This window comes from Pontiella sulfatireligans (genome assembly GCF_900890705.1).
Taxonomy (GTDB): domain Bacteria; phylum Verrucomicrobiota; class Kiritimatiellia; order Kiritimatiellales; family Pontiellaceae; genus Pontiella; species Pontiella sulfatireligans.
Map to the genome: position 1 here is coordinate 2981402 of NZ_CAAHFH010000001.1, position 21484 is coordinate 3002885.

Sequence of the window (21484 nt, forward strand, 5' to 3'; positions counted from 1 at the left end):
AATTTCCCCTGCGTATTTCGTATTACGTATTGCCCAATCCCTACTTGCCGCTTCCTGCGTTGTATTCCGGAGGCTCTTCTGCCACACGGGAAACCGGCTCCTCCAACTCTTCATAAAGTGTTTCTGGAGCAATATCCGCTCCGTTCGGCCATGCGATTGTTCCGCCATCAATAATTGCCTGCTTGAAAAAACCCAGTTCCTTCAATGGCTCGAAAACCGGCCCCTTCCCGAGATAGGAAGAAAAATCCACCTCCCCGCAATGCCCGTCGTCAAACTGAATCCAATAGGAGTAGGCGCCCCGGCATTCGATTTTACAGACATCATTCATGTCCCACATAAATCACCTCAATCCAACGGATCAATTCTCCTAATCTCGCAACCGTTCCGCGCAACCGCCCAATCGTCCGCTAACTCCACGGTGTGTAGATCGATCCATTCACGAACAAGCTTTAATGCCGTTCGCGAACCTAATCCCCCTTTCAGGACATTGCCTTGAAAGTCAACCACGGCTTATTTTTCTGATATTCAACATGTATGCGCGGTGGATTATGGTCATCATAATACATCCGCACGAAAATACTAAAAAAATGGAAACAACCGGCATCCATCCACCCCAAAACAGCTAATAATTGATCCGCACATATTCCTCGGTGCAGTTGCAGGTGTAAACCGTGGCCGCGCCGTCCCCGAGATGCAGGTCGATGTTTATAGCAAAATCAGTTTGGGAAACCACCTTAATCAGCTCCTCCACCGCAATATCCGTCCGCACGCCGCCGGCCACCACTTGGGCGTCGTCGTAGAAGACACCCACCTTCTCCTCCTCGACCCGCGCCAAAGAATAGCCAACGGCATCCATGATCCGGCCCCAGTTGGGCGTCGTCCCAGCCCAGGCGGTCTTGTTCAGCATGGAATTGGCCACCGACCGCGCGGCCTGGTCGGCATCGGCGTCCGAAACGGCGCCGGCAACGTTGACCGTCACGAACTTGTCCGCACCCTCGCCGTCGTGGACGATCATCATGGCCAGTTCGAAGCAAACCTTTTCCAGCGCACGGGAAAAAGCGTCCCAGTCATCCGACGATTCATCGAGCGTCTTAACGCCCGAGGCGCCGTTGGCCAGCGCCAGCACGGTGTCGTTGGTGCTCTGGTCCCCGTCGATGGAGATCCGGTTGAAGCTGGCATCGACTGCTTTCTTGAGCGCGTTTTGAAACGCGTGGCGCTCCACCGCGGCATCGGTGGTGATGTAGGAAAGCATCGTGGCCATGTTCGGCTCGATCATTCCGGCGCCCTTGGCAAAACCCACGATCTTCACTGCCCGGCCTTCAATCTGCAGCTGGGCAACAGAAACCTTCGGTCGCGTGTCCGTGGTCATCATCGCTTCCGCAGTCTCCTGCACATGCTCGATCAACGCTGACTCGAAGAGCGTCCCAATGCCCGGAACAATCTTGTCCAAGGGCAGCTGGGGGCCGATCCGCCCCGTAGAGCAAACAAAGATTTCCTGAGGTTCGCAACCGATGATCTTAGCGGTCTCGGCGGCCATATCGCGCACTGCCACCATGCCCTCGGAACCGGTACATGCGTTAGCAATGCCGCTGTTCATGACAATCGCCCGAGCGACACCATGCTCCAAATGCGCCCGGCAAACCTTGACCGGCGCCGCACAAACCTGATTCTGCGTAAAAACGCCGGCGGCCGTTGCGGGGAAATCGGAGAGGATCAACGCCATATCTTTTGCGCCGCCCAGCTTGATGCCCGCGGAAACCCCCGCGCACTTAAAGCCTTTCGGCATATGGATGTTTGAGTACATTTAAAAGTCCTGTATTGAGAATGAAGATTAAGCTTAAAGAGATTGCTAAGCAATTGGAAGGAAGATAATTGTTTGTAGACCCGCCTTCAGGCGGCTCGCCCGCATTGCCGCTCAACCTAAACCGCCTGAAGGCGGAACTGCGAACCTTAACCTCCCAACGCAAAAAAGCCCCCCGGCTTCGGGAGGCTTTTGCCACTTGCAGTTTCCAAAGATTAACGTTTGGAGAACTGGAAGCGTTTACGCGCACCCGGCTGACCCGGTTTTTTTCGTTCTTTCATGCGAGCGTCACGAGTAAGGAATCCAGCTTTTTTGAGAAGCTCCCTCATCTCTTCATCGGAAGCCGCCAATGCACGGGAAACAGCGTGTACCACCGCTCCGCATTGCCCTGACTTTCCGCCACCTTTTACGGTAGCGATAATGTCGTGCTTTCCTTCGATTCCAAGAGCCTGAAACGGCTTCTTAAGCACTTCCTGCTGCAAGGCGGTGTTGAAATATTTATCAGACTCTAGGCCGTTGACGGTGATCGTCCCGGAACCTTCGGTCATGCGTACGCGGGCAACGGAGGTTTTGCGGCGGCCGGTTGCTTCTAGTGTCAAAGTATCTTTTGCCATGATGATTATTCCTGCTTAGAAGTTGAGTTTCAGCTCTTTCACTTGCTGCGCCGCATGCGGATGCTCGGCACCGGTATAAACCTTAAGGCGGGTCAGGGTCTGACGCGACTGGCGGTTGACCGGCAACATGCCCTTAACGGCCTGCGTGATGATGCGCTCAGGGTTCTTTTCGCGGATATCCTTGGCCTTGGTTTCCCTCCGGCCACTGGAATAACCCGTATAATCCTGATAGATTTTATTTTCTTCTTTGTTTCCGGTCAGCTTAATTTTATCGCAGTTGAGCACAACAACGAATGCGCCGGTATCGACGTGCGGCGTGTAGGTTGGCTTGTCGCGTCCGCGCAATGCGTCTGCAATAACAACGGCCAAACGTCCGGCCGGCTTATCTGTGGCGTCAACGACGTACCACTCACGTACGACATCAGCCTCTTTGGGCATAAAAGTTTTCATTTAAAACGTCCTCTAGCTCTGTTCGGTATAAACACAAGGTCGGGGAAGTTATAGTAGGCGGGCATGTGTGTCAACCCCTCCGAGCAAGAAGTTTCTTGTTTTTACAACCCCGCCCCCGTGCTACAAATGAACCCTATGAAATTCGCCCTAATAAAGATTGAGCCGGCCCGAAGGCCAACAGGACTCTGCTGGCTGCTGATTGCGATCCTGCTTGCAGGCCTTGCCTTCGGTTTTCTAACCAATATATACGGTTTTCTGGCACCCAATGCCAACCCCAACAAAGGGCTTATGGTTGTGGAGGGGTGGATCCACGACTTTGCACTCGATGAAGCCGTTGCGATGTACCGCACCGGAAACTACACCCGGATCGCCTGCACCGGCGTGCAAATTGAAACCGGCAGCTACATCCAACAATTCAAATCCTACCCCGAAATGACCGCCGCCCGCCTACGCAAGCTCGGCATCCCCAACGACCAAATCATCGTCGCCGTGGCGGACGAAGCGCAGAAAGACCGCACCTATCTCGCTGCCGTCGCGCTTCGGGAGGCCATCATGGCCTACAACATTGAAGAGACCAACCTCCACCTCATCACCACCGGCCCCCACGGCCGGCGCAGCCGCCTGCTCTTCCAGCAGGCGCTCGGCAAGGACTACCACATCGGCGTCACCTGCCTCGACGACGCCGGCTATGAGCCCGACCGATGGTATGCCTACAGCCAGGGCGTCCGCAAAGTCATCGGCGAATGCATCGCCTACGCCTACGCCAAAGTCCTCTTTCTTCCATAAATGAGCGACGCCGAAACCAACCTGCCCCTCTGGCTCGCCTTTCTTTCGTTGAACGAACAGGCCACCCGCGACTGGCTGACCGGCCTCCGCAACCGTCGCTATTTTGAAGAAACGCTTGCCGATCACGTTGCCGCCGCCAACCGCTACGACCGCGAACTCAGCCTCGCGCTGTTCGACATCGACCAGTTCAAACAAATCAACGACCAGAACGGGCATGAAGCCGGCGACAGCGCACTGAAACATTTTGCTGAACTGCTGACCTCCACCGCCCGCGCCGCGGACATCGTCTGCCGCTACGGCGGCGATGAATTCGCCGTCATCCTTCCCGAAACCAACAAGGCCAGCGCGGAACACTTTGCGGAGCGGGTTGCCGCGAAACAAATGTTCCCTACAATCACCGCCGGCATCGCCGCCCTCCCCTGCGAAAATCTCGTAGCTGAAGCCGACGCCCATTTGATTTTCAGAAAAAAAGAATCCCGGCGATAGCTGAACCGATTACGAGAATCACGGGACTGACCTTCCATTTGGCAATGAGCAGAATGCAAACGATCGAGACACCGCCAGCCACCCAATTGACCACGGCCACCTTTCCGATCTGCCACGCGGCGGCCGCCACCAAACCCACTACGGCCGGGCGCAACCCCAAGAATACCGCCTGCACGGCCGGGCGTTCGTAGAAGTGGAATACGAAAAGGGCGAAAATCATGATTAATATGATTCCCGGCAGGGCTACCGCCAGCGTGGCCGCCAGCGCCCCCGGAACGCCGGCCACCTCATAGCCGACAAACGTCGCCATGTTGATCGCAATCGGCCCCGGCGTGCTTTGGGAAATGGCGATAAAATCGACAAAGCGCTCGGTGGTCATCCACCCGCGCCGCTCGACCTCCTGCTGAAGAAAAGAAAGCACCGCATAGCCGCCGCCAAACGCGAAGAGCCCGATGGTGAAAAAGGCGGAGAACATCTGAAACAGGATGCTCACGCCCCGGCCTCCTTCCTGAAAAGAAGGAATCCAAGCAGACCGCCGGCAACAATCATCAGCACCGGAGAGCAGTGCATCCCGACAATCGCCAAAAAGGCGCCGACGGCAATCGCGCCCTTCGTAATCGAGTCTACCGACTTTCTGCCCACCTGCCAAACGGCCGTCACAATCATTGCCACCACCGCAGCGCGGATGCCGGCAAAGGCCTTCTGCACCCAAGGATGCTCGAAATACGGCGTCAAAAACGCGGCAACCAGCAGAATAACCGCCAGCGAAGGCGCGGCCATGCCGCAGGCCGAGGCGGCTGCGCCGGGAATCCCGCGCTTGCGGTAGCCGATCAGGGCCGCGGTGTTCATGGCAATAATCCCGGGAACCGACTGGCCGAGGGCATAGTAATCGACCATCTCCTCGTCGGTGATCCACCCCTTGGAGTCGACCGCTTCGCTTTTAAGCAACGGAAACATGACATAGCCACCGCCGATGGTAACGGCGCTCACCCGCGCAAAGACGCAAAAAAGCTCCAACAGCTTCGGACGTTCCGATTTTTCAGCCATTGGAGCCTTTCTCTTTTGATCTAAGCCGATGCCTAGTAGCTCACGCAGGAGGCGTGGAGCGCTTCGATTTGTTCCGCAATTTTTTCAACCACTTCACAGTCAACCTTCCCGCTGATCCGCAGGAGGGCCAGTGAGTTTTTGCCGGACGGGTCGTGCGGGTTGCGCATGTCGTTGATATTGATGCCGGCCTCAGCAAGCGCGTTGCCGATCCGGCCAACAACTCCCGGACGGTCCTGATAGATGAAGAGCACGGCAGTTCCGACCGGCTCGAAGTAGAGCTTGTCGAAATCGTTGATGCGCGAAATCATCATGTTGCCTTCGGCCACGGTGCCGCGGACGCTGATGCGTTTGAAGGTGGCCGCATCGACGGAGGTGGTGACGTCCACGGTGATGGAATCGCCGTAGCCCTTGGAGGTATCGGTCTCGCGGTTGAAATATTCCACGCCCATCTCCTTGAGGTATTCGAGCGCGGCATCGTAGCCCTGCGTGCGGTCGAAGTCATCGGAGAGCGCCGCCACGATCTGCACGAGCAACCAGCCGCTGAACTTGGCGAGGTCGCCGTAGAAACTGGTTTCGATGAGCTTCATCTGCTTGTTGCCGCCGGCAATGCCGCGGCAGGTGTGCGCCAGAGCAAAGGCCAGTTCGGAGTAAGCGCGATCGAGACCTTCCGGCACATCGCGGTTCACGACATAGGAGGCAATGCCCTTGTCGTCGTAGCCAATGAGCTGGGTGGCGGAGCGTTGCGCCGCATTAAAGTTGGCTTCATTGGTGCTGGCTCCAAGATGCGGCAGCATGATGTCGGCAATGTCGGAAACGGATTTGTCGCCCTCGGCATCTTTGGCATAGACATCGTTCAGAAAACGCAGACCCTTGTCGGCCTTCAGCTCGCGCAGATCGTCTTCATTGATAATGCCGGCGCGGGCGCAATTGATGAGTGTGGCGCCATTCTTCATGCGGGCAAAGAGCGACTTGTTGATAACCCCGCGGGTATCATCGTTTTCCGGCATGTGGAGCGAAATATAGTCGCACTGCTCGAAAATCTCGCCGAGTTCAGCAGGCACAGCACCAAGGTCGCGGGCGCGCTCGTCGGAGAGAAAGGGATCGTAGGCCAGCACCTTGGCATCGAAACCGAACAGGCGCTTGGCGACCAACTGGCCAATGGCACCAAAGCCGACAATACCGACGGTTTTGCCGGTGATTTCCTTACCCATGAAGTTTTTCTTTTCCCATTTTCCAACGCGGGTGGAGGCGTCGGCGAGGACGATATGGCGGGCATCGGCCAACATCAGGGCAATTACTTCTTCGGCCACGGCATTGGCATTGGCGCCCGGCGTGTTCATAACATCGATGCCCTTAGAGCGGGCGTATTTCGTATCAATCGTATTGTAGCCGGCCCCGGCGCGAATGACGACCTTGAGCATAGGCATGGCATCGATGATTTCCGGCGTCACCTTTTCGGAGCGCACAAACAGCGCATACGTGTCGGGATGCTGAGAGGCAAGGGTACTGAGTTCCTGAGAATCGTCCTGAACAACTTCGTAGCCTCCATGAGCGTTGAGGGTCTCGCGGGCAACCGCATTCAGCTTGGTCGGGATCAGTACCTTTTTCATTGTTTCCTCTCGGTTGGGGTTAAAAAGCGAGAACCACCCTAGAGCAGGCTTCCCTGCAGAATCAAGCTTTGACAAATCCATTTTTTGCTGAGAGTGTCTACCACTTCCATTTAACGACGCTATGAAGAGACGAATCCATTTACTAACTAGCTTGGTCGCCACCCTGTTTCTGACCGGATGCATGGGCTATCAACTGGGGGGCTCCCGTCCGGACGGGATTGAAACAGTCTACCTTGCCCCGGTCGTGAACAAAACCGGCGAAACGGCCATCGAACTGCCCGTCACCCAAGCGCTGCGCGAGCGCATCCAGAACGACGGACGGCTGAAACTGGTAAACGATGCCAGCCAAGCCGATGCCGTCATCGAAGTTGAACTCGTGAAGTTCAAACTGAAAGCCATCGCCTTTCAACGCAAACAGAAGACTACCGCCAGAGAGTTCCGCATGCGCATCGACGCAGTGGCATCCCTCAAGAGCACCACCACCGATGAAATCCTGTCGGAGTCAAAAACCTACGGAAACGCGAACTTCACCTTTGACTCCGACCTCACCAACGCCAAGCGGCAGGCCACCCCTCGGGCGGCCTACGAGCTGGCCGAATACATGGTTGATGATCTGATCGAGCAATGGTAAGCGAGCCAAAGGCTCGAAGACTCAGGCGTTAAGCTTTAGGTTTTTTAAGCCCCCCCTCTCGGAACAACGGCACCTTAAAACCCAACCACCTAGAAACTATCCAGGCACAAAAAAACCCGCTCAATGGCGGGTTTTTAGTCGAACGCTTGGTTGCGTCAACTAGGCAATCTTACGCAGGCCGTTCGCTGCGTTTGTCTTGCGACGGATTGCGGTGTTTTTCTTGATGACCCCAGCCTTGGCCGCTTTATCGAGCACCGAACTATAGCTGCGCAGTGCGGTTTCGCCTGCTTCGGTGTTTTTGGCTTCCAATGCTTCAAACATTTCGCGACGAGCAGTCTTGATGCGGGTACGCACCTGCTGATTGCGGTCGTGGCGAACTACATTCTGGCGCATTCTCTTTTTGGCGCTTATAAGATTCGGCATATCAAATCACTCCGTTTATTCAAATTTGTTCTATTTTCTGGAAAAGAAGGTTGGGATAGTAGCGCAGGGCGCATCGAAGTCAACCCGCAAATCGAGCATTTTTATTTAACTAGCGAATGATTCCCCAATGATCCCTAAAAGGCCAATAAACAAAAAACGCAGGCCCTTGAAAATCATCGCGGGGGACGCCGGCGAAGAAGCGGCCGTCCAAGCTCATATTCGGTCTGGTGTTGTCGCCCATCATCAAATACTCATCCTCCGCCAGCTGGATAAAATCATCCGCATCCTGCAATCGAGACCCCGGCGTGGTTGCATGCCCGCCGCTGTAGATCGGGTCGGTGGCGATCGTTTCAAACATGGGCGGGTCGGAAACAACTTCCCCGTCCGCCACAATCCGATGGTTCTGGATCTGGATCTTCTCGCCGGAGAGGCCGACCATGCGTTTGATGTAGAACGTGTCGCTGCGAACCCCGTCATAATCGATGTGCCTCGTGTCGAACACCGAAATGTCGCCACGCTCTGGGCGCATGAAGTTGTATTTAATTTTATTGACCAGGATATGGTCGCCGGCCACCACCCTGCCCGCCAGAATGGGGTCGCCCTTGTTGTAGAATTTCTTATTGTTGGGCTGCAGCATGTAGGCGGGAACACTGTGGGGCGTCGCGCCAATCATAACAATATAGTCGCCATTGGCATCGATTTTAATGCCTTGAATGGTTCCCGCCGCCTGGGTGCAGATTTCCGTGCCCTTCGGCCCGGGAATCAGAATGTCGCCCTTGGCATATTCGTGCCCGTAATCGATCTGCCCCAAACCGCGCAAATAGACGGGAATCTTGTGCGGCACGTTATTGATGTAGACCACACTGTTGTCGCGTGTGCCAACCCCGCTCGTCAGATAGCCCGAAGCCTTTGCCTTCACCACTTTATACGATTCTCCAGCGACCAGCCAGTTGACCAGCTTGAAGGGCTGGCGCTCATTCCAGGTCGGCCCCGTCTGCGCAAAGGCATTGATGCCGTTCAAGGTGGGCTGCATCGAGCCGGTTGGAATTTTGAAGGGCTGGAAAAAGAAGGCCCGGATCGCCATGGCGGCGCCGAGGGCGACGATGATGACTTCGATGTTTTCGCGCATGCCCGATGTGTTTTGCGTGGGATAAACCTTGTCGGACGCCGCAGCCAGCACTTCAACCGCCTTCTCGACATCGCCCTGCCCGCCGTTGCGGATATCCCGCACCACCTCCTCGGCCGCCTGGAGCGCCTCGATGTCCGCCGGGGCGGCAATGTCTTCGCGCATGTGCCGCGCATGCTGCGCCGCGTGCAGATATTCCTTCAGCTGCTTGCGCAGCTTCCGCTTTTTCAGCAAATCAATCATTGTTTCCCTTCGGAATTCAAAATTCCTTGTTCTCTATTCGACATTCCCTACTGCGTATTGGTTTTCAGGACAGCGATAAACGCCTCCTGCGGAATGTTCACCTTGCCGATTTTCTTGAGCTTCTTTTTGCCTTCTTTCTGGCGTTCAAGCAATTTGCGCTTACGGGAAATATCGCCGCCGTAGCACTTGGCCGTCACATCCTTGCGGTAGGCTTTGATGGTCTCGCGGGCAATGATCTTGCCGTTCACCGCGGCCTGCACCGCCACAGCAAAGGCCTGGCGAGGGATAACATCCAGCAGCGACTTGCACATCTGCCGTCCGCGGGACTCGGCCTTGGAGCGATGCAATATGCTCGAAAAGGCATCCACGACCTCGCTGTGAATCATGATGTCCATCCTCACCAGCTCGGATTGCTGATAATCGGAATACTCATAATCCATCGAGGCATAACCGCGGCTGATGGTTTTCAACTTGTCGTAGAAATCGATCAGCACCTCATTCAGCGGCATGTAGCACGTGAGCATAACGCGATGCCCGTCGATAGAGTCCGTTTTGGTGATGTCGCCGCGACGCTCCATGATCAGTTTCATCATTTCACCCAAATAATCCGTCGGACAGATGATGGTGGCATTAATCATGGGCTCCTCGATGTGCTCAATATTGCTCATATCGGGCAGATACATCGGATTATCAATTTCCTGAACGTCGCCGTTTTTCAGAATCACGCGGTAAACCACGTTCGGGTACGACGAAATAATATCGAGGTTGAACTCGCGGCGCAGGCGCTCCATGATGATTTCCATGTGCAGCAAGCCGAGGAAGCCGCAACGGAAACCAAAGCCCAGCGCAATCGAGGATTCCGCCTGGAATGAAAAGGATGCGTCGTTCAGGCGCAGCTTATCCATGCTGGCGCCGAGCTTTTCGTAGTCGGACGTTTCCACCGGATAGATGCCCGAAAAGACCATCGGGTGGATTTCTTTGAAGCCCGGCAAAGCGTCCGGAGCGGGCGTCTTTGCAATCGTAAGCGTGTCGCCGATCTGGATTTCGGAGGCATCCTTAATGTTGGCAATCACATAGCCAACGGACCCTTCCTCCAGCACCGGGCATTTTTCCATTTCGGGCGTAAAAATACCGACTTCCTTGATTTCGTAGCTTTCGCCGGTGCTCATCACCTGCACCTTGTCGCCCGCTTTGAGCCGGCCGCTGAACAGGCGCATATAAACCACCACACCGCGGAACGCGTCGTATTTCGAATCGAAAACCAGCGCACGGGTAAACTTGTCCTTGCCCGGCGTCGGCGGCGGGAAGCGTTCCACCACGGCTTCGAGCACCGCTTCAATGCCGATGCCCTTCTTGGCGCTGATCTGCAGCGCATCCGTTGCCTCGATGGCGAGAATATCCTCGATCTGCTGGCAAACCTCGTCGATATCCGCATTAGGCATCTCGATTTTGTTGAGCACGGGAATGATGCTGAGGCCGTTGTCGTTGGCCAGATAGGTGTTTGAAACGGTCTGCGCCTCCACGCCTTGCGAAGCGTCCACCACCAGAATCGCGCCTTCACACGCTTGCAAGGAACGCGACACTTCATAGGAAAAGTCCACGTGACCGGGGGTGTCGATCAAGTTGAAGGTATAGATTTTTCCATCCTTCGCCTTGTATTTCATCGTCACTGGATGCGCCTTGATCGTGATGCCGCGCTCGCGCTCAAGATCCATTGAATCGAGAAGCTGCTCCTTCATCTTGCGGTCTTCAACGGTATGAGTCAGCTCCATCATACGGTCGGCCAGCGTTGATTTGCCGTGGTCGATGTGCGCAATGATTGAAAAATTTCGTACTAAAGATAGATCGTTCATACAGCCTTGCAATAGTTGTCTTGGGCGGTCTTCCGCAAATCGGAAACCGCCGGCTTCATGTCGTCCTGCTTAAAAAGATACGAGCCCGCCACAAACAGATTGACCCCGCAGGCCGCGGCGCGTTCAACCGTTGTGTTGTCAATGCCGCCGTCGATGGCAATATCCACCCAATCCGCCATCCGGCGAATCACGGCCACCTTCCCTTCTACATAGGAGAGGTATTTCTGTCCGCCAAAGCCCGGATGCACCGACATCACCAGCACCTCGTCCACCCAGCGGTTTTCCAGGCATTCAAAAATGCTCTCCACCGGCGTTTCCGGATTCAACGTAATCGCAGGTCGCTTGCCCAGCGCACGGATGGCCGCCAGCGTCTCCCGAACATCGCACTTCGATTCGATATGGATCTGAATCGTGTCCGATCCTGCCTCGGCAAACGCCTTAATGTGGTTTTGCGGCTGCGTCACCATCAGATGCACGTTTTGCGGAATCTGAACCGCTGCAACCGACATTTTAACCACATCCGGCCCAAAACTGATGTTCGGCACAAACACGCCGTCCATCACATCCACATGGATCTGATCCGCCCCCGCCGCTTCCGCTCGCGCGCAACCTTCGGCCAATCGGCCAAAGTCGGCGGCTAGAATGGATGGCATAATCTGAATATCCGGCATTTTGCTCGTTCCCTTGAAAAAATGAACGCAGAAGCTACCCAACCCCGCTCCAAAGGTCAAGGTTCCACACCTTCAGCAAATGGACTCCTGCAAAAGGAAAAAAGCGAGCCTCTCAAATGTTCGCATTTTCTTGCTAGATTCCCATTAAGATTTTGTTAGGTTCACCGCGCATTCCAAAAACAACCAGAACCGGGAGAGGATAATGAACGTAAGTTTCCTGCAAATTGCACTAAATGTAGTGGGAGGATTGGGTATTTTCCTCCTGGGAATGAAACACATGTCGGAAGGCCTTCAGGCTGTATCCGGCGACCGTTTGCGCAAAATTATCAGCGTCGCCACCAACAACCGGGTCATGGGTGTGCTCATGGGCATTCTGGTTACCTGTCTGGTACAATCCAGTTCGGTTACCACCGTAATGGTTGTCGGCTTTGTTAACTCCGCCATCATGAACCTGATGCAGGCCATCGGCGTCATTCTCGGAGCAAACATCGGCACAACGATTACCGGCTGGATTCTGGTGCTGAACATTGGCAAATGGGGACTTCCAATCCTTGGAATTGCAGCATTCTTTTTCCTCTTCTCTAAAAGCGAGCGTATCCGCTATATCGGCATGACCATTATGGGCATCGGCATGGTCTTCTTCGGACTTGAACTGATGAAGAACGGATTTAAGCCACTACGCTCCATGGAAGAATTCAGCGCCTGGTTCCAAACCTTTCACATCACGTTGGATGGAGGAATTTTCGCAGCATATGGTGACATCATCAAATGCGCCCTCGTCGGGATGGTGCTGACTATGATTGTGCAGTCTTCTTCGGCAACACTGGGCATCACGATCGGCCTTGCAGCCACCGGTGTGATTGAGTTCCAAACCGCCGCCGCCCTAGTGATGGGCGAAAACATCGGAACCACCATAACTGCCCTATTAGCCTCTATCGGCACAACAACCAATGCCAAACGGGCGGCCTATGCCCACTTCTTCTTTAATGTTCTGGGAACCATCTGGTTTATTGCCCTATTCCCGATTGCCATAAAAGGGCTTTCGGCCCTGGTTGCCTCCAAAACCGGATTTAACCCACTGGACATCAGTATTGATTCGATGGATGAAAAGGAGTTCGGACTGGTCATTACCTCAGGAATTGCTCTTACTCACACCACGTTCAACGTGGCGAACGTGCTTATCTTCCTGCCATTCATCGGCTTTCTGGCCAAATTTGTTACCTGGTTGGCTCCGGAAAAAGAGACGAAAGAATCCGCACACCTCACCTATCTGGATATTCGCATGCTCGACACCCCGACATTGGGTATTGTTCAGTCGCAGGGACAGCTCAACTTCATGGCTGAGAGCGTGGAAGGCATGATGGATCAGTTGAAGGAATGTCTCGGCGGAAAGGCAACGACAGCAATCGAAAGCAAAATTTTCCACCGCGAGGAAATCCTCGACAACGTCCAGAAGGAAATCTTCCTGTTTCTCAGCAATATGGTTTCGGGACAGGTTCCGCACGAGGTCACCACCAAGGCCCATATGCAGATGCGTATCGCCGATGAATACGAGTCGCTCTCCGACTACATCGCAAACGTGCTAAAAGGGATCAAGAAAATGGAGCAAAACAAACTCCACCTCGACGGCCCCGCCAAAGACAAGCTGCTGGTGCTCCACGAGAGGGTTGCTTCGTACATCGCTACGGTCGATCAGCACATGAAGGACGAAAACGCGGACCACCTTGCCTGGGCCAACACCGAAGGCGCGGCCATCGGGAAGCTCATGAAGGAAACGCGCCGCGAGCATCTCGCCCGCCTGCAGAAAGAGGAGGTTTCGCCCTACTTCAGCCTGGCCTACACCGACATGCTCAACTTCTACCGCCGCATGAAAGACCACGCCCTCAACATTGCAGAGGTGGTCTCAGGCGACAAATAAGGAATAAACATTCCTGTTTACGCAAAGGCTCTTCCGGGAACGGGAGAGCTTTTTTTGCACCTGAGCCGTCCGCAATGGAAACGCCAGCATAATTGATTAGCAAACGGTCAGGATTTTGTTAGTTTCTTTGCGCATTTTCAACTGCGGGGGAAAGCATGGAGTGGCACGCGATTCAGGATATCCTTTTCAAGGTCGTCGGGGGACTCGGCATCTTTTTGCTGGGCATGAAATACATGTCGGAAGGCATGCAGGCCGTGGCCGGGAGCCGCCTGCGCAAGATGATCAGCGCCGTAACCGACAACCGCTTCGCCGCGTGCGCGATCGGCACCCTGATTACCGGCATTGTCCAGTCGAGCTCGGTAACCACGGTGATGGTGGTCGGATTCGTGAACAGCGGTGTCATGACCCTGATGCAGGCGATCGGCGTAATTCTCGGCGCAAACATCGGCACAACCGTAACCGCTTGGATCATTGCGCTTAAGATCGGAAAATTCGGGCTGCCCGTGCTTGGAGTGGCTGTCTTTTTCTTCCTGTTTTCCAAAAAGGAGCGCGTGCGCTACACCGCCATGGCACTGTTGGGCGTGGGCATGGTTTTCTTCGGACTCCAGACCATGGGCGGCGCATTCAAAACCCCGGAAGTCAACGAATACCTCAGACAGGCCTTTTCCGTCATGAACGGAACCACGATCCCGGGCGTGCTTAAATGCGCCTTCTTCGGCTGCTTGGCCACTATGATCGTGCAGTCCTCCTCGGCCACGATCGGCGTAACGATTGTTTTAGCGCAAGGGGGCATCATCGACTTCGGCACGGCGGCGGCGCTGGTGCTCGGCCTGAACATCGGCACCACCATCACCGCCTTCCTCGCCTCCATCGGCACCTCTACCAACGCCAAACGCGCGGCCTACGCCCACATTATCTTCAACGTCATCGGAACACTCTGGCTCATCCCCATCTTTTTTTCCTATGTAAAAGGCATCGACTGGATCTTCGGCCACGTCCATGGGTTCATGGCAAAGAATCCCGAGATGGCCGACGACGTCACGGCAAAGATCGCCTTGGTGCACACGGGCTTCAACCTCATCAATACCATCATCTTCCTGCCGCTAATGAAACCGCTCGCCCGCTTGGTTGAATGGCTCGTCCCCGAAAAGAAGGCCGACGAAATCAACCACCTCGCCTACTTCGACGTCCGCATGCTCGACACGCCGGCGCTCGGCATCGTGCAGTCGAAAAAACAAGTGCTATTCATGGCGGAGAGCGTCGAAAAGATGGCGGAATGGCTTGGCGAAGTGCTTGCCAGCAACGAGCAGCTCGACGAGCTTGAAAGCAAGATTTTCCACTACGAAGGCATTCTCGACAACGTGCAGAAGGAAATCGTGGTATTCCTGAGCGAAATGATGACGGGCCAAGTGACGCACGATGTGATGGAAGAGGCGCGTCGCCAAATGCGCTTGGCCGATGAGCTCGAAAGCCTTAGCGACTACCTCATGAATGTCCTCAAAGGGCATGTGAAACTGCGGACCAACCAGCTGACGGTCTCGGAAAAAGGCCGCGCAGAACTTATTGACCTGCACAACAAGGTCTTCGATTACATTAAGATGGTAAACAATGCCGAGCGCAACGAAAACAAGGATATCCTTGGCCGGGCGCAGACCGACAGCGATGTCATCACGCGCCAAATGAAGGAATACCGGCGCCTGCACCTGCTGCGTCTATCGGAAAGCAAGTCCTCCCCGCTGCACAGCCTGGTCTTCACCGACATGCTCAACGACTACCGCCGCATGAAAGACCATGCCCTCAATATTGCCGAAGTCGTGGCCGGGGAAAAATAGCCGGATGCACCCTCCCCATAAAAAGCCCCCGCCCACACTTCTCAAACATTAAACACTGCCCACTAATATCTAACGGCCTCCTAATACTCTCCTAACATTCGGAATTTACTTTTTCGCACATGCAAAGGAAAAAACTGGAATGGCGAGCTCGGAATCTCCGGGACTGAAAAGGTGCCTTCCGCTTTCCTTTGCTGCACATTTATAACGAAACGTATAACTCCAACGAGAGGATGAATAAGATGAATAAAAAACACATAGCTATCATAGCACTCGGCCTTGCGGTATCCGCATCGGCCGCATTTGCAGAAGAAGCAGTCGCACAGGTTCCCGCAGAAGCGGCCGAAGCGGCCTCCGAAGAGTCGATTTACGACAAAATATGGGGTGCGGCTGAATTATACAAAAACAACGACGGAAAAGTTCTCCAAAGCCTGGCCTTTACCGGACGCTTGCAGGGCGACGCCGTCAACTTCCAAAACGAAGACTCCTCCCATGACGATACAGACTGGAGACGTCTGCGCCTCGGTTTCAAAGCCAAGGTATTCGACGATTTCACCCTGCATAGTGAAATGGACCTGAACATGAACGAAGCAGACTCCGACTCATGGGATAAATTCTACAAACGCCTGACCGACTCCTACCTTAAATGGGCCCCTTCCAAAGATTTGAGCCTAAAAGTGGGCAAACAGTCCGCCGGCTTCACCCTCGACGGTGCAACCTCGTCCAAAAAGCTCATCGTTCCGGAACGCAGCATCGTGGCCCGAAACATCTGGTTCGGCACCGAGTATTTCACCGGCGCATCCGTGACGGGGAAAAACAATGATTGGTCCTACAACGTAGGCGGTTTTTCGTCCAGCGGCGAAGATGAGTTCGGCCACTTTGACAGCGGCTACTTTGCCCTGCTGTCCGCCGGCCACACGATCGGAGAGGATGGATCGCTTCGCCTCGACTACGTGTATAACGACCCGGATTACAGCACCGACTACAGCGTGGGCACCAGAAACCTCAAACATGTTGTCTCCCTCGTCTATAAAGACATGCTGAACGAAAAGCTTGGATTCTGGTCCGACATTTCCTGGGCGCAGGGCATCTCCGGCCAAAGCGATCTGGTCGGCATCGACCTCATGCCTTTCTACAACTTAACCGAAGAGCTTCAGTTGGTTCTTCAGTATGCCGGCGTTTCCAGTCTGAACAACAAATCGGATGTCAACATGGCGCGCTATGCCAGCAAGAATTCCGGTCAGAAGGTTGAAACAGCGCACAACCTGCTGCTGGGCTTCAACTGGTACCTCTACGGCCACAAGCTGAAATGGCAGAATGCGATCGAATACAACCACGGCGACCGCTTGGCTGACGGAGGAGGCACCTACAAAGGATACGGCCTCACCTCCGGACTCCGCCTCAGCTGGTAAGGCGACGCGCACACCGCACAACCGAATCAGGGGCTCCCATCCGGGAGCCCTTTTTTGTTTCACAAACCAGCAGATCGAAAGTCGGTTCCACAGAGATTCCCTCCATTATGTTTGCATGAGGAAAAACTTGTGCACCATGGCCGGCGAAAACACCGGCCCTCCGCACTTCTGGAGCGCTCCTCCGCTCCCTTGAAGAAATCTTAACAATGCCGTTTTCACTCTATTACAGGGGTTTATTCCAATTTTATGTAAATTCCGCCTTATTCTGTCCATCTTTCAGCATCCAGCGACGTTCTCACTAGCAATACATGATAATATTTGTCATATTTTGCTTTTTCATCTTTTTTACGATGAAAAGAATCCATCCAACGCCAGGAGAGATACAAATGGAAAAGACCATCCTTACAGCAGCAGGCATTCTCGCCGGCACACTGGCTTACGCCGCCGCGCCCGTGGAACTTGTACCCGTCCAAAAGAAGGATCTGGCCGTCACCACCACCCAGCCCGTCAGCATCGAGGCCTTCCACACGGCCAGCATCGGCACCCGTGTTACCGGCTATGTGAAAGCCGTGCTCGTCGATATCGGCTCCCCTGTCAAGGCCGGACAGCCCATGGTGGCGATCGACGCCCCCGAGCTCGTCGCCGCCGTGAACGTGCTGCAAGCCGAGATCAAAGATCGCGAAGCCGCCCTCGCCGCCGCGCAGTCCGAACAAAAGCGGGTGAAAGCACTGGCCGACAAAGGCTCCATCACGGAAAAGGCGGCTCAAGAGGCCGATCTTCGCCTTCAGCAAGCCGCGGCGGCAAAAAGCGTCTCCGAGGCCAAGCTCGCAGAAGCCGAGCAAATGCTGGCCTATTCCAGCATTCCCGCCCCGTTTGACGGCGTTGTATCCATCCGCAGCGTCGACCCCGGCGATCTCGTTGCCGCCGACTCCGGCGCCGTACTCATCGAGGTCGCACAGCTCTCCTCCTTGCGCGTCGTCACCTACATCCCCGAGCGCGAAGCCGTCTGGCTCAACAACGGCGACCGCGTATCGCTGAGCTTCGATGCCTACCCCGGCCAGACGTTTTCAGCCAAAATTTCGCGTTCCGCCGGCGTGCTCGACAGCACAACCCGTCGCATGCGCACCGAAATCGACCTCGACAATGCACAAGGCCTGCTCTTCCCCGGCATGTATGGAAAAGTAACCGTTGAACTCGAATACCGGCGCGACGCCCTCGTCCTGCCGGCCGGATCCGTTCGGCTGAACGACGGCGCACCGCACGTCTACGCCGTTGAAAACGGCACCGTCAAACGCCTGCCCGTTGCAACGGGAACCGATACGGGCACACAGATTGAAATCATTTCCGGGCTTTCGGGCAGCGAACAGATCGTGGCCAACAGCATTGGCCGCCTGCGCGATGGCGACGCCGTAACCGTCAAGAGCCGCAACTAACCGGGAATTTCCAATGCTTGTAAAATTTTCTCTTAAAAACTCCTATGCCGTTCTGGCGGCGGTGCTGGCGCTCGCCTTCCTCGGCTTTGCGGTCTACCCAAAGATTCCGACGGACATCCTGCCCAATTTCAATAAACCGGTGGTGATGAGCTACTATTCCTATCCCGGCCTCCCTACCGGCGAAATGGAAAAGTCGGTCTCCTCCCGCGTCGAGCGCGCCCTGACCCTCGCCGGCAAGCGCGAATCCATCGAAGCGCGCATCCTGCCGGGCGCGGCGCTCATCAAGGTTACCTTCCAGGCCGGCGCCGATCCGGGGCAGGCCATGAACGACATCATCAACTATGAAATGAGCGACCTCTTCCACCTGCCGCCCGGCATCGAGGTTCCGTTCACGATGCGTTCCGAGCCCGGCAACATGCCGGTGCTGCTTGCCGCCATCAGCGGCGAAGGGCTGAGCGAAACCGAGCTCTACAAAATCGGCTACTATGCCGTGCGCAACAAAATGGGCGGACTCAAGGGCGTACAGATCCCCCATCCGTTCGGCGGCAAGTTCCGCCAGATGATGATTTATGTTGATCCCGACAAGCTCGCCTCCCACCACCTCTCCGCCGACGACGTCGTTAAGGCGATGGAAAAGGCCAACCTCGTGATGGCCGGCGGAACCGTCAAGATGGGCGCGCTCGACTACCAGGTGCATCCCGTCAACACCCTGCTGACCACGGCCGACATCGACAACGTTCCCGTCGCCGTGCGCAACGGCCAAACGATCTACATCAAGGACATCGGCTACACCAAAGACGACGCCGCGCTGCAATACAACATTGTCCGCGTGAACGGCCTCCGCTCGGTCTACTGCCCGCTCCTGCGCGAACCCGGCGAAAACACCGTGCAGGTCGTCGACCGCATCCGCGAAGGCATCGCCGCCGAAGTGCCCAACATGAAGGCCCGCGGCGACATTCCGGAATCGACCGAAATCACGCTCGTGAGCGACCAGTCCACCTACATCCGCCAAGCGATGTCCGGCCTTCAGAAGCAGATTCTGCTCGGCGCACTGCTCGTGGTCGTGATTGTTGTGCTGTTCCTGCGCAAGCTGCGCCCGTCGATCGCTGTATTGCTCATGCTCCCGCTCTCGCTGCTTTCGGGCATCCTCGGCTTCTACTTCACCGGCGAAACACTCAATGTGATGACCATCGGCGGTCTGGCCCTCGCGGTCGGCACCGTGGTCGACGCCGGCATCGTGGTGGTGGAAAACATCATGCGCCACCGCTCCATGGGCAAAAACGCCGTCGATGCGGCACGCGACGGAGCCGAAGAGGTTTCCATGCCGGTCCTCGCCGGCATCGTCACCACTCTGGCGGTCTTCATCCCCGCCCTCTTCCTGTCCGGCATGATCAAGTTTCTCTTCCTCCCGCTGGCGGCGGCCGCCGTGCTGACCATTGCCGCGTCCTATGTCATCGCCATGACGGTCGCGCCCGCCTTTTGCGCGCGCTTCCTTGGAAAGAACGGCAGCGAAACCCGCGTTGAACACAATCTGGAAGAGCGCATGTCCGAGCCCGCCACCTTCTACCAAAAGCTGCTCTCCAAAGCGATGAAGTCGCGCTGGCTCACCATCGCCGTGATCGGCGGCGTTTCCCTGGCCTGCTTCCTCCTGCTTCCAATGGTTGGAAGCGAACTCTTCCCTGCAGTGGATGCCGGGTCGTTCGAGATCCGGGTCAAGACCGCGCCGGGCACCCGGCTGGAAAACACCGAAGCCCTCGTTGCCAGAATTGAGGAGCATATACAGAAAACCATTCTGAAGGACGACATTAAGTCGATCATTTCAAACATCGGCATGCCGGTCGGCAAAGGCGCGGGCTTTTCCACCGTGCTCAGTTCAAACTCCGGCCCCGATACCTCCTTCCTGATCGTCAACCTTCAGGACAAAGGCCGGAAGAAGAGTGTGATGGACTATGTCAGTGAACTGCGGGAAGGGCTTGCCGAAGCCTTCCCGCACGAAAAGTTCCTCTTCGTAACCGGCGGCATCATTAATGCCACACTCAACGAAGGCGTTGCCGCTCCGATCGATATCCAGATTGCCGCGGGCACGCTCGAAGCTTGCCGCGCCACCGCCGAAAAGATCGAACGGGCCGTCAAGGATGTTCCCGGCGCTGCGGACGTGCAGATTGCACAGGCGCTGGACTATCCGCAGCTCGACATCGACGTCGACCGTGCCAAAGCAGCGCTCTACGGCCTTACGCAGGATGATGTGGCCCGCAATGTCGTGACCGCCTATGGATCGAGCATCGGCCTTAGCCGCATGATCTGGATCGACAAGGGCGGCGTCGATTTCTTTATCGGCATCCAGTACGAGGACAACGAAATCGAGTCGATCGAAGAGCTGAAGAATATTCCGCTGCCGGTTGAGATCGACGGCAGACATGCCTCGGTTCCGCTCTCAAGCGTTGCCACCATCCGCCGCGTGAACATTCCCGGCGAGATTGCCCACTACAACATGTCGCGGGTGAACGACGTCTATGTGAACGTCGAAGGGCGCGATCTGGGCTCGGTGGTGAAGGATGTCGAAAAGGTGCTGGCCGGCATCGAGCTGCCCAACGGCGTGACGGTCAACCTGCGCGGCCCGGTGCAGTCGATGCGCGATGGCGCGTCGTCGCTGGGCTTCGGATTGCTTACGGCGATTGTACTGGTCTTCCTGGTGCTGATGGCGCAGTTCCGCTCGTTCTCTGAACCGCTGATCATCATGCTGGCCGTCCCGCTGGCGCTTTCGGGCGTGGCGGCGGCGCTGTTCATCACCGGAACCTACATTAACATTCAGTCGCTAATGGGCTCGCTGATGCTCGTCGGCGTGGTGGTGAACAACTCGATCCTGCTGGTGGAATTTGCCAACAAGCAGATGGATAAGGGGCACAGCCCATTCGAAGCGGCCTATGAGGCGGCGTGTGTTCGTCTGCGCCCGATCCTGATGACGTCGTTGACGATGGTTGCCTCGATGGCGCCGTTCGCCTTTAACTTTTCGATCGGCAACGAAGCGATGGTCCCGCTGGCCCGCGCGATGATCGGAGGCATGGCGGCCTCCACCATCCTGACCCTGTTCCTCGTGCCCTGCGTCTACACGCTGGCCAAGAAACATCAGCCCAAACGCATTTAAGTTCCG

The 21484-nt window shown here is 55.8% G+C and carries 19 protein-coding genes and 1 pseudogene; 8 read left to right on the top strand and 12 right to left on the bottom strand.

The window, feature by feature from the left end; translation table 11 throughout:
• Positions 1-40 precede the first annotated feature (40 nt).
• The 5 genes and pseudogenes from SCARR_RS10230 to rplM form a co-directional block, all read right to left on the bottom strand.
• On the bottom strand, positions 41-337 hold the full coding sequence (locus SCARR_RS10230) for a DUF2442 domain-containing protein (RefSeq protein ID WP_136061486.1): 297 nt from the start codon (positions 335-337) through the stop codon (positions 41-43).
• A gap of 8 nt (positions 338-345) precedes the next feature.
• Positions 346-608: pseudogene (locus SCARR_RS29260) on the bottom strand (DUF4160 domain-containing protein).
• A 14-nt stretch (positions 609-622) separates the two neighbouring features.
• Entirely contained in the window at positions 623-1804 is a 1182-nt protein-coding gene (gene argJ, locus SCARR_RS10240) for a bifunctional glutamate N-acetyltransferase/amino-acid acetyltransferase ArgJ (protein WP_136061487.1), read from the bottom strand.
• Positions 1805-2016: 212 nt separating this feature from the next.
• Positions 2017-2415 carry a 30S ribosomal protein S9 gene (gene rpsI / locus SCARR_RS10245; protein WP_136061488.1) on the bottom strand — a complete coding sequence of 133 codons (399 nt, stop codon included), beginning with the start codon at positions 2413-2415 and terminating at the stop codon, positions 2017-2019.
• Positions 2416-2430: 15 nt separating this feature from the next.
• Positions 2431-2865, bottom strand: a complete 435-nt coding sequence (gene rplM / locus SCARR_RS10250; RefSeq protein WP_136061489.1) for a 50S ribosomal protein L13 — start codon at positions 2863-2865, stop codon at positions 2431-2433.
• A gap of 135 nt (positions 2866-3000) precedes the next feature.
• Here rplM and SCARR_RS10255 point away from each other — a divergent pair, with 135 nt between their 5' ends.
• Positions 3001-3651 (top strand): ElyC/SanA/YdcF family protein, encoded by a 651-nt coding sequence (locus SCARR_RS10255; protein ID WP_168433215.1) that lies wholly within the window; start codon positions 3001-3003, stop codon positions 3649-3651.
• Positions 3652-4137, top strand: coding sequence for a GGDEF domain-containing protein (locus SCARR_RS10260; RefSeq protein ID WP_136061491.1), 486 nt, complete (start codon positions 3652-3654; stop codon positions 4135-4137).
• On the opposite strand, the gene SCARR_RS10265 is transcribed toward SCARR_RS10260, so the two are convergent.
• From SCARR_RS10265 to SCARR_RS10275, 3 genes are read right to left on the bottom strand one after another with little or no spacing between them, the layout of a single operon-like run.
• Positions 4112-4630, bottom strand: a complete 519-nt coding sequence (locus SCARR_RS10265; RefSeq protein WP_136061492.1) for a chromate transporter — start codon at positions 4628-4630, stop codon at positions 4112-4114. The two genes, SCARR_RS10260 and SCARR_RS10265, sit on opposite strands and share 26 nt — an antisense overlap.
• Positions 4627-5184 carry a chromate transporter gene (locus SCARR_RS10270; RefSeq protein ID WP_136061493.1) on the bottom strand — a complete coding sequence of 186 codons (558 nt, stop codon included), beginning with the start codon at positions 5182-5184 and terminating at the stop codon, positions 4627-4629. The genes SCARR_RS10265 and SCARR_RS10270 overlap by 4 nt, the downstream gene beginning before the upstream one ends.
• 32 nt (positions 5185-5216) lie before the next feature.
• Complete coding sequence (locus SCARR_RS10275; RefSeq protein ID WP_168433216.1) at positions 5217-6794, bottom strand: NAD(P)-dependent oxidoreductase; 1578 nt, start codon at positions 6792-6794, stop codon at positions 5217-5219.
• Positions 6795-6915: 121 nt separating this feature from the next.
• Between SCARR_RS10275 and lptE the strand changes: the two genes are divergently transcribed.
• The gene (gene lptE, locus SCARR_RS10280) at positions 6916-7425 is read left to right on the top strand and encodes an LPS assembly lipoprotein LptE (RefSeq protein WP_136061495.1); all 510 of its coding nucleotides are present in this window, start codon (positions 6916-6918) and stop codon (positions 7423-7425) included.
• A 159-nt stretch (positions 7426-7584) separates the two neighbouring features.
• On the opposite strand, the gene rpsT is transcribed toward lptE, so the two are convergent.
• From rpsT to rpe, 4 genes are all read right to left on the bottom strand, one after another.
• Entirely contained in the window at positions 7585-7848 is a 264-nt protein-coding gene (gene rpsT, locus SCARR_RS10285) for a 30S ribosomal protein S20 (protein ID WP_136061496.1), read from the bottom strand.
• 109 nt (positions 7849-7957) lie between these two features.
• Positions 7958-9217: a signal peptidase I gene (gene lepB, locus SCARR_RS10290; RefSeq protein ID WP_136061497.1), complete on the bottom strand. Its 1260-nt coding sequence runs from the start codon at positions 9215-9217 to the stop codon at positions 7958-7960.
• Positions 9218-9264: 47 nt separating this feature from the next.
• Positions 9265-11070 (bottom strand): translation elongation factor 4, encoded by a 1806-nt coding sequence (gene lepA / locus SCARR_RS10295; RefSeq protein WP_136061498.1) that lies wholly within the window; start codon positions 11068-11070, stop codon positions 9265-9267.
• Entirely contained in the window at positions 11067-11723 is a 657-nt protein-coding gene (rpe, locus tag SCARR_RS10300) for a ribulose-phosphate 3-epimerase (RefSeq protein WP_168433217.1), read from the bottom strand. Before rpe ends, lepA begins: the two co-directional genes overlap by 4 nt.
• Positions 11724-11943: 220 nt before the next feature.
• Between rpe and SCARR_RS10305 the strand changes: the two genes are divergently transcribed.
• The 5 genes from SCARR_RS10305 to SCARR_RS10325 all read left to right on the top strand — a co-directional run bounded on the left by SCARR_RS10305 (position 11944) and on the right by SCARR_RS10325 (position 21478).
• The gene (locus tag SCARR_RS10305) at positions 11944-13659 is read left to right on the top strand and encodes a Na/Pi cotransporter family protein (protein ID WP_136061500.1); all 1716 of its coding nucleotides are present in this window, start codon (positions 11944-11946) and stop codon (positions 13657-13659) included.
• Positions 13660-13814: 155 nt separating this feature from the next.
• Positions 13815-15491, top strand: a complete 1677-nt coding sequence (locus SCARR_RS10310; protein WP_136061501.1) for a Na/Pi cotransporter family protein — start codon at positions 13815-13817, stop codon at positions 15489-15491.
• A 239-nt stretch (positions 15492-15730) separates the two neighbouring features.
• Positions 15731-16900 (top strand): porin, encoded by a 1170-nt coding sequence (locus SCARR_RS10315; protein ID WP_168433218.1) that lies wholly within the window; start codon positions 15731-15733, stop codon positions 16898-16900.
• Positions 16901-17286: 386 nt separating this feature from the next.
• Positions 17287-18333: an efflux RND transporter periplasmic adaptor subunit gene (locus SCARR_RS10320; RefSeq protein ID WP_168433219.1), complete on the top strand. Its 1047-nt coding sequence runs from the start codon at positions 17287-17289 to the stop codon at positions 18331-18333.
• A gap of 13 nt (positions 18334-18346) precedes the next feature.
• Complete coding sequence (locus SCARR_RS10325) at positions 18347-21478, top strand: efflux RND transporter permease subunit (RefSeq protein WP_136061504.1); 3132 nt, start codon at positions 18347-18349, stop codon at positions 21476-21478.
• Positions 21479-21484: the final 6 nt, after the last annotated feature.

Excerpts from the sequence above, each read along its gene's own strand:
- SCARR_RS10230 (WP_136061486.1), bottom strand. The coding sequence starts at position 337 with ATGTGGGACATGAATGATGTCTGTAAAATCGAATGCCGGGGCGCCTAC.
- argJ (WP_136061487.1), bottom strand. The coding sequence starts at position 1,804 with ATGTACTCAAACATCCATATGCCGAAAGGCTTTAAGTGCGCGGGGGTT.
- rpsI (WP_136061488.1), bottom strand. The coding sequence starts at position 2,415 with ATGGCAAAAGATACTTTGACACTAGAAGCAACCGGCCGCCGCAAAACC.
- rplM (WP_136061489.1), bottom strand. The coding sequence starts at position 2,865 with ATGAAAACTTTTATGCCCAAAGAGGCTGATGTCGTACGTGAGTGGTAC.
- SCARR_RS10255 (WP_168433215.1), top strand. The coding sequence starts at position 3,001 with ATGAAATTCGCCCTAATAAAGATTGAGCCGGCCCGAAGGCCAACAGGA.
- SCARR_RS10260 (WP_136061491.1), top strand. The coding sequence starts at position 3,652 with ATGAGCGACGCCGAAACCAACCTGCCCCTCTGGCTCGCCTTTCTTTCG.
- SCARR_RS10270 (WP_136061493.1), bottom strand. The coding sequence starts at position 5,184 with ATGGCTGAAAAATCGGAACGTCCGAAGCTGTTGGAGCTTTTTTGCGTC.
- SCARR_RS10275 (WP_168433216.1), bottom strand. The coding sequence starts at position 6,794 with ATGAAAAAGGTACTGATCCCGACCAAGCTGAATGCGGTTGCCCGCGAG.
- lptE (WP_136061495.1), top strand. The coding sequence starts at position 6,916 with ATGAAGAGACGAATCCATTTACTAACTAGCTTGGTCGCCACCCTGTTT.
- rpsT (WP_136061496.1), bottom strand. The coding sequence starts at position 7,848 with ATGCCGAATCTTATAAGCGCCAAAAAGAGAATGCGCCAGAATGTAGTT.
- lepB (WP_136061497.1), bottom strand. The coding sequence starts at position 9,217 with ATGATTGATTTGCTGAAAAAGCGGAAGCTGCGCAAGCAGCTGAAGGAA.
- lepA (WP_136061498.1), bottom strand. The coding sequence starts at position 11,070 with ATGAACGATCTATCTTTAGTACGAAATTTTTCAATCATTGCGCACATC.
- rpe (WP_168433217.1), bottom strand. The coding sequence starts at position 11,723 with ATGCCATCCATTCTAGCCGCCGACTTTGGCCGATTGGCCGAAGGTTGC.
- SCARR_RS10305 (WP_136061500.1), top strand. The coding sequence starts at position 11,944 with ATGAACGTAAGTTTCCTGCAAATTGCACTAAATGTAGTGGGAGGATTG.
- SCARR_RS10310 (WP_136061501.1), top strand. The coding sequence starts at position 13,815 with ATGGAGTGGCACGCGATTCAGGATATCCTTTTCAAGGTCGTCGGGGGA.
- SCARR_RS10315 (WP_168433218.1), top strand. The coding sequence starts at position 15,731 with ATGAATAAAAAACACATAGCTATCATAGCACTCGGCCTTGCGGTATCC.
- SCARR_RS10320 (WP_168433219.1), top strand. The coding sequence starts at position 17,287 with ATGGAAAAGACCATCCTTACAGCAGCAGGCATTCTCGCCGGCACACTG.
- SCARR_RS10325 (WP_136061504.1), top strand. The coding sequence starts at position 18,347 with ATGCTTGTAAAATTTTCTCTTAAAAACTCCTATGCCGTTCTGGCGGCG.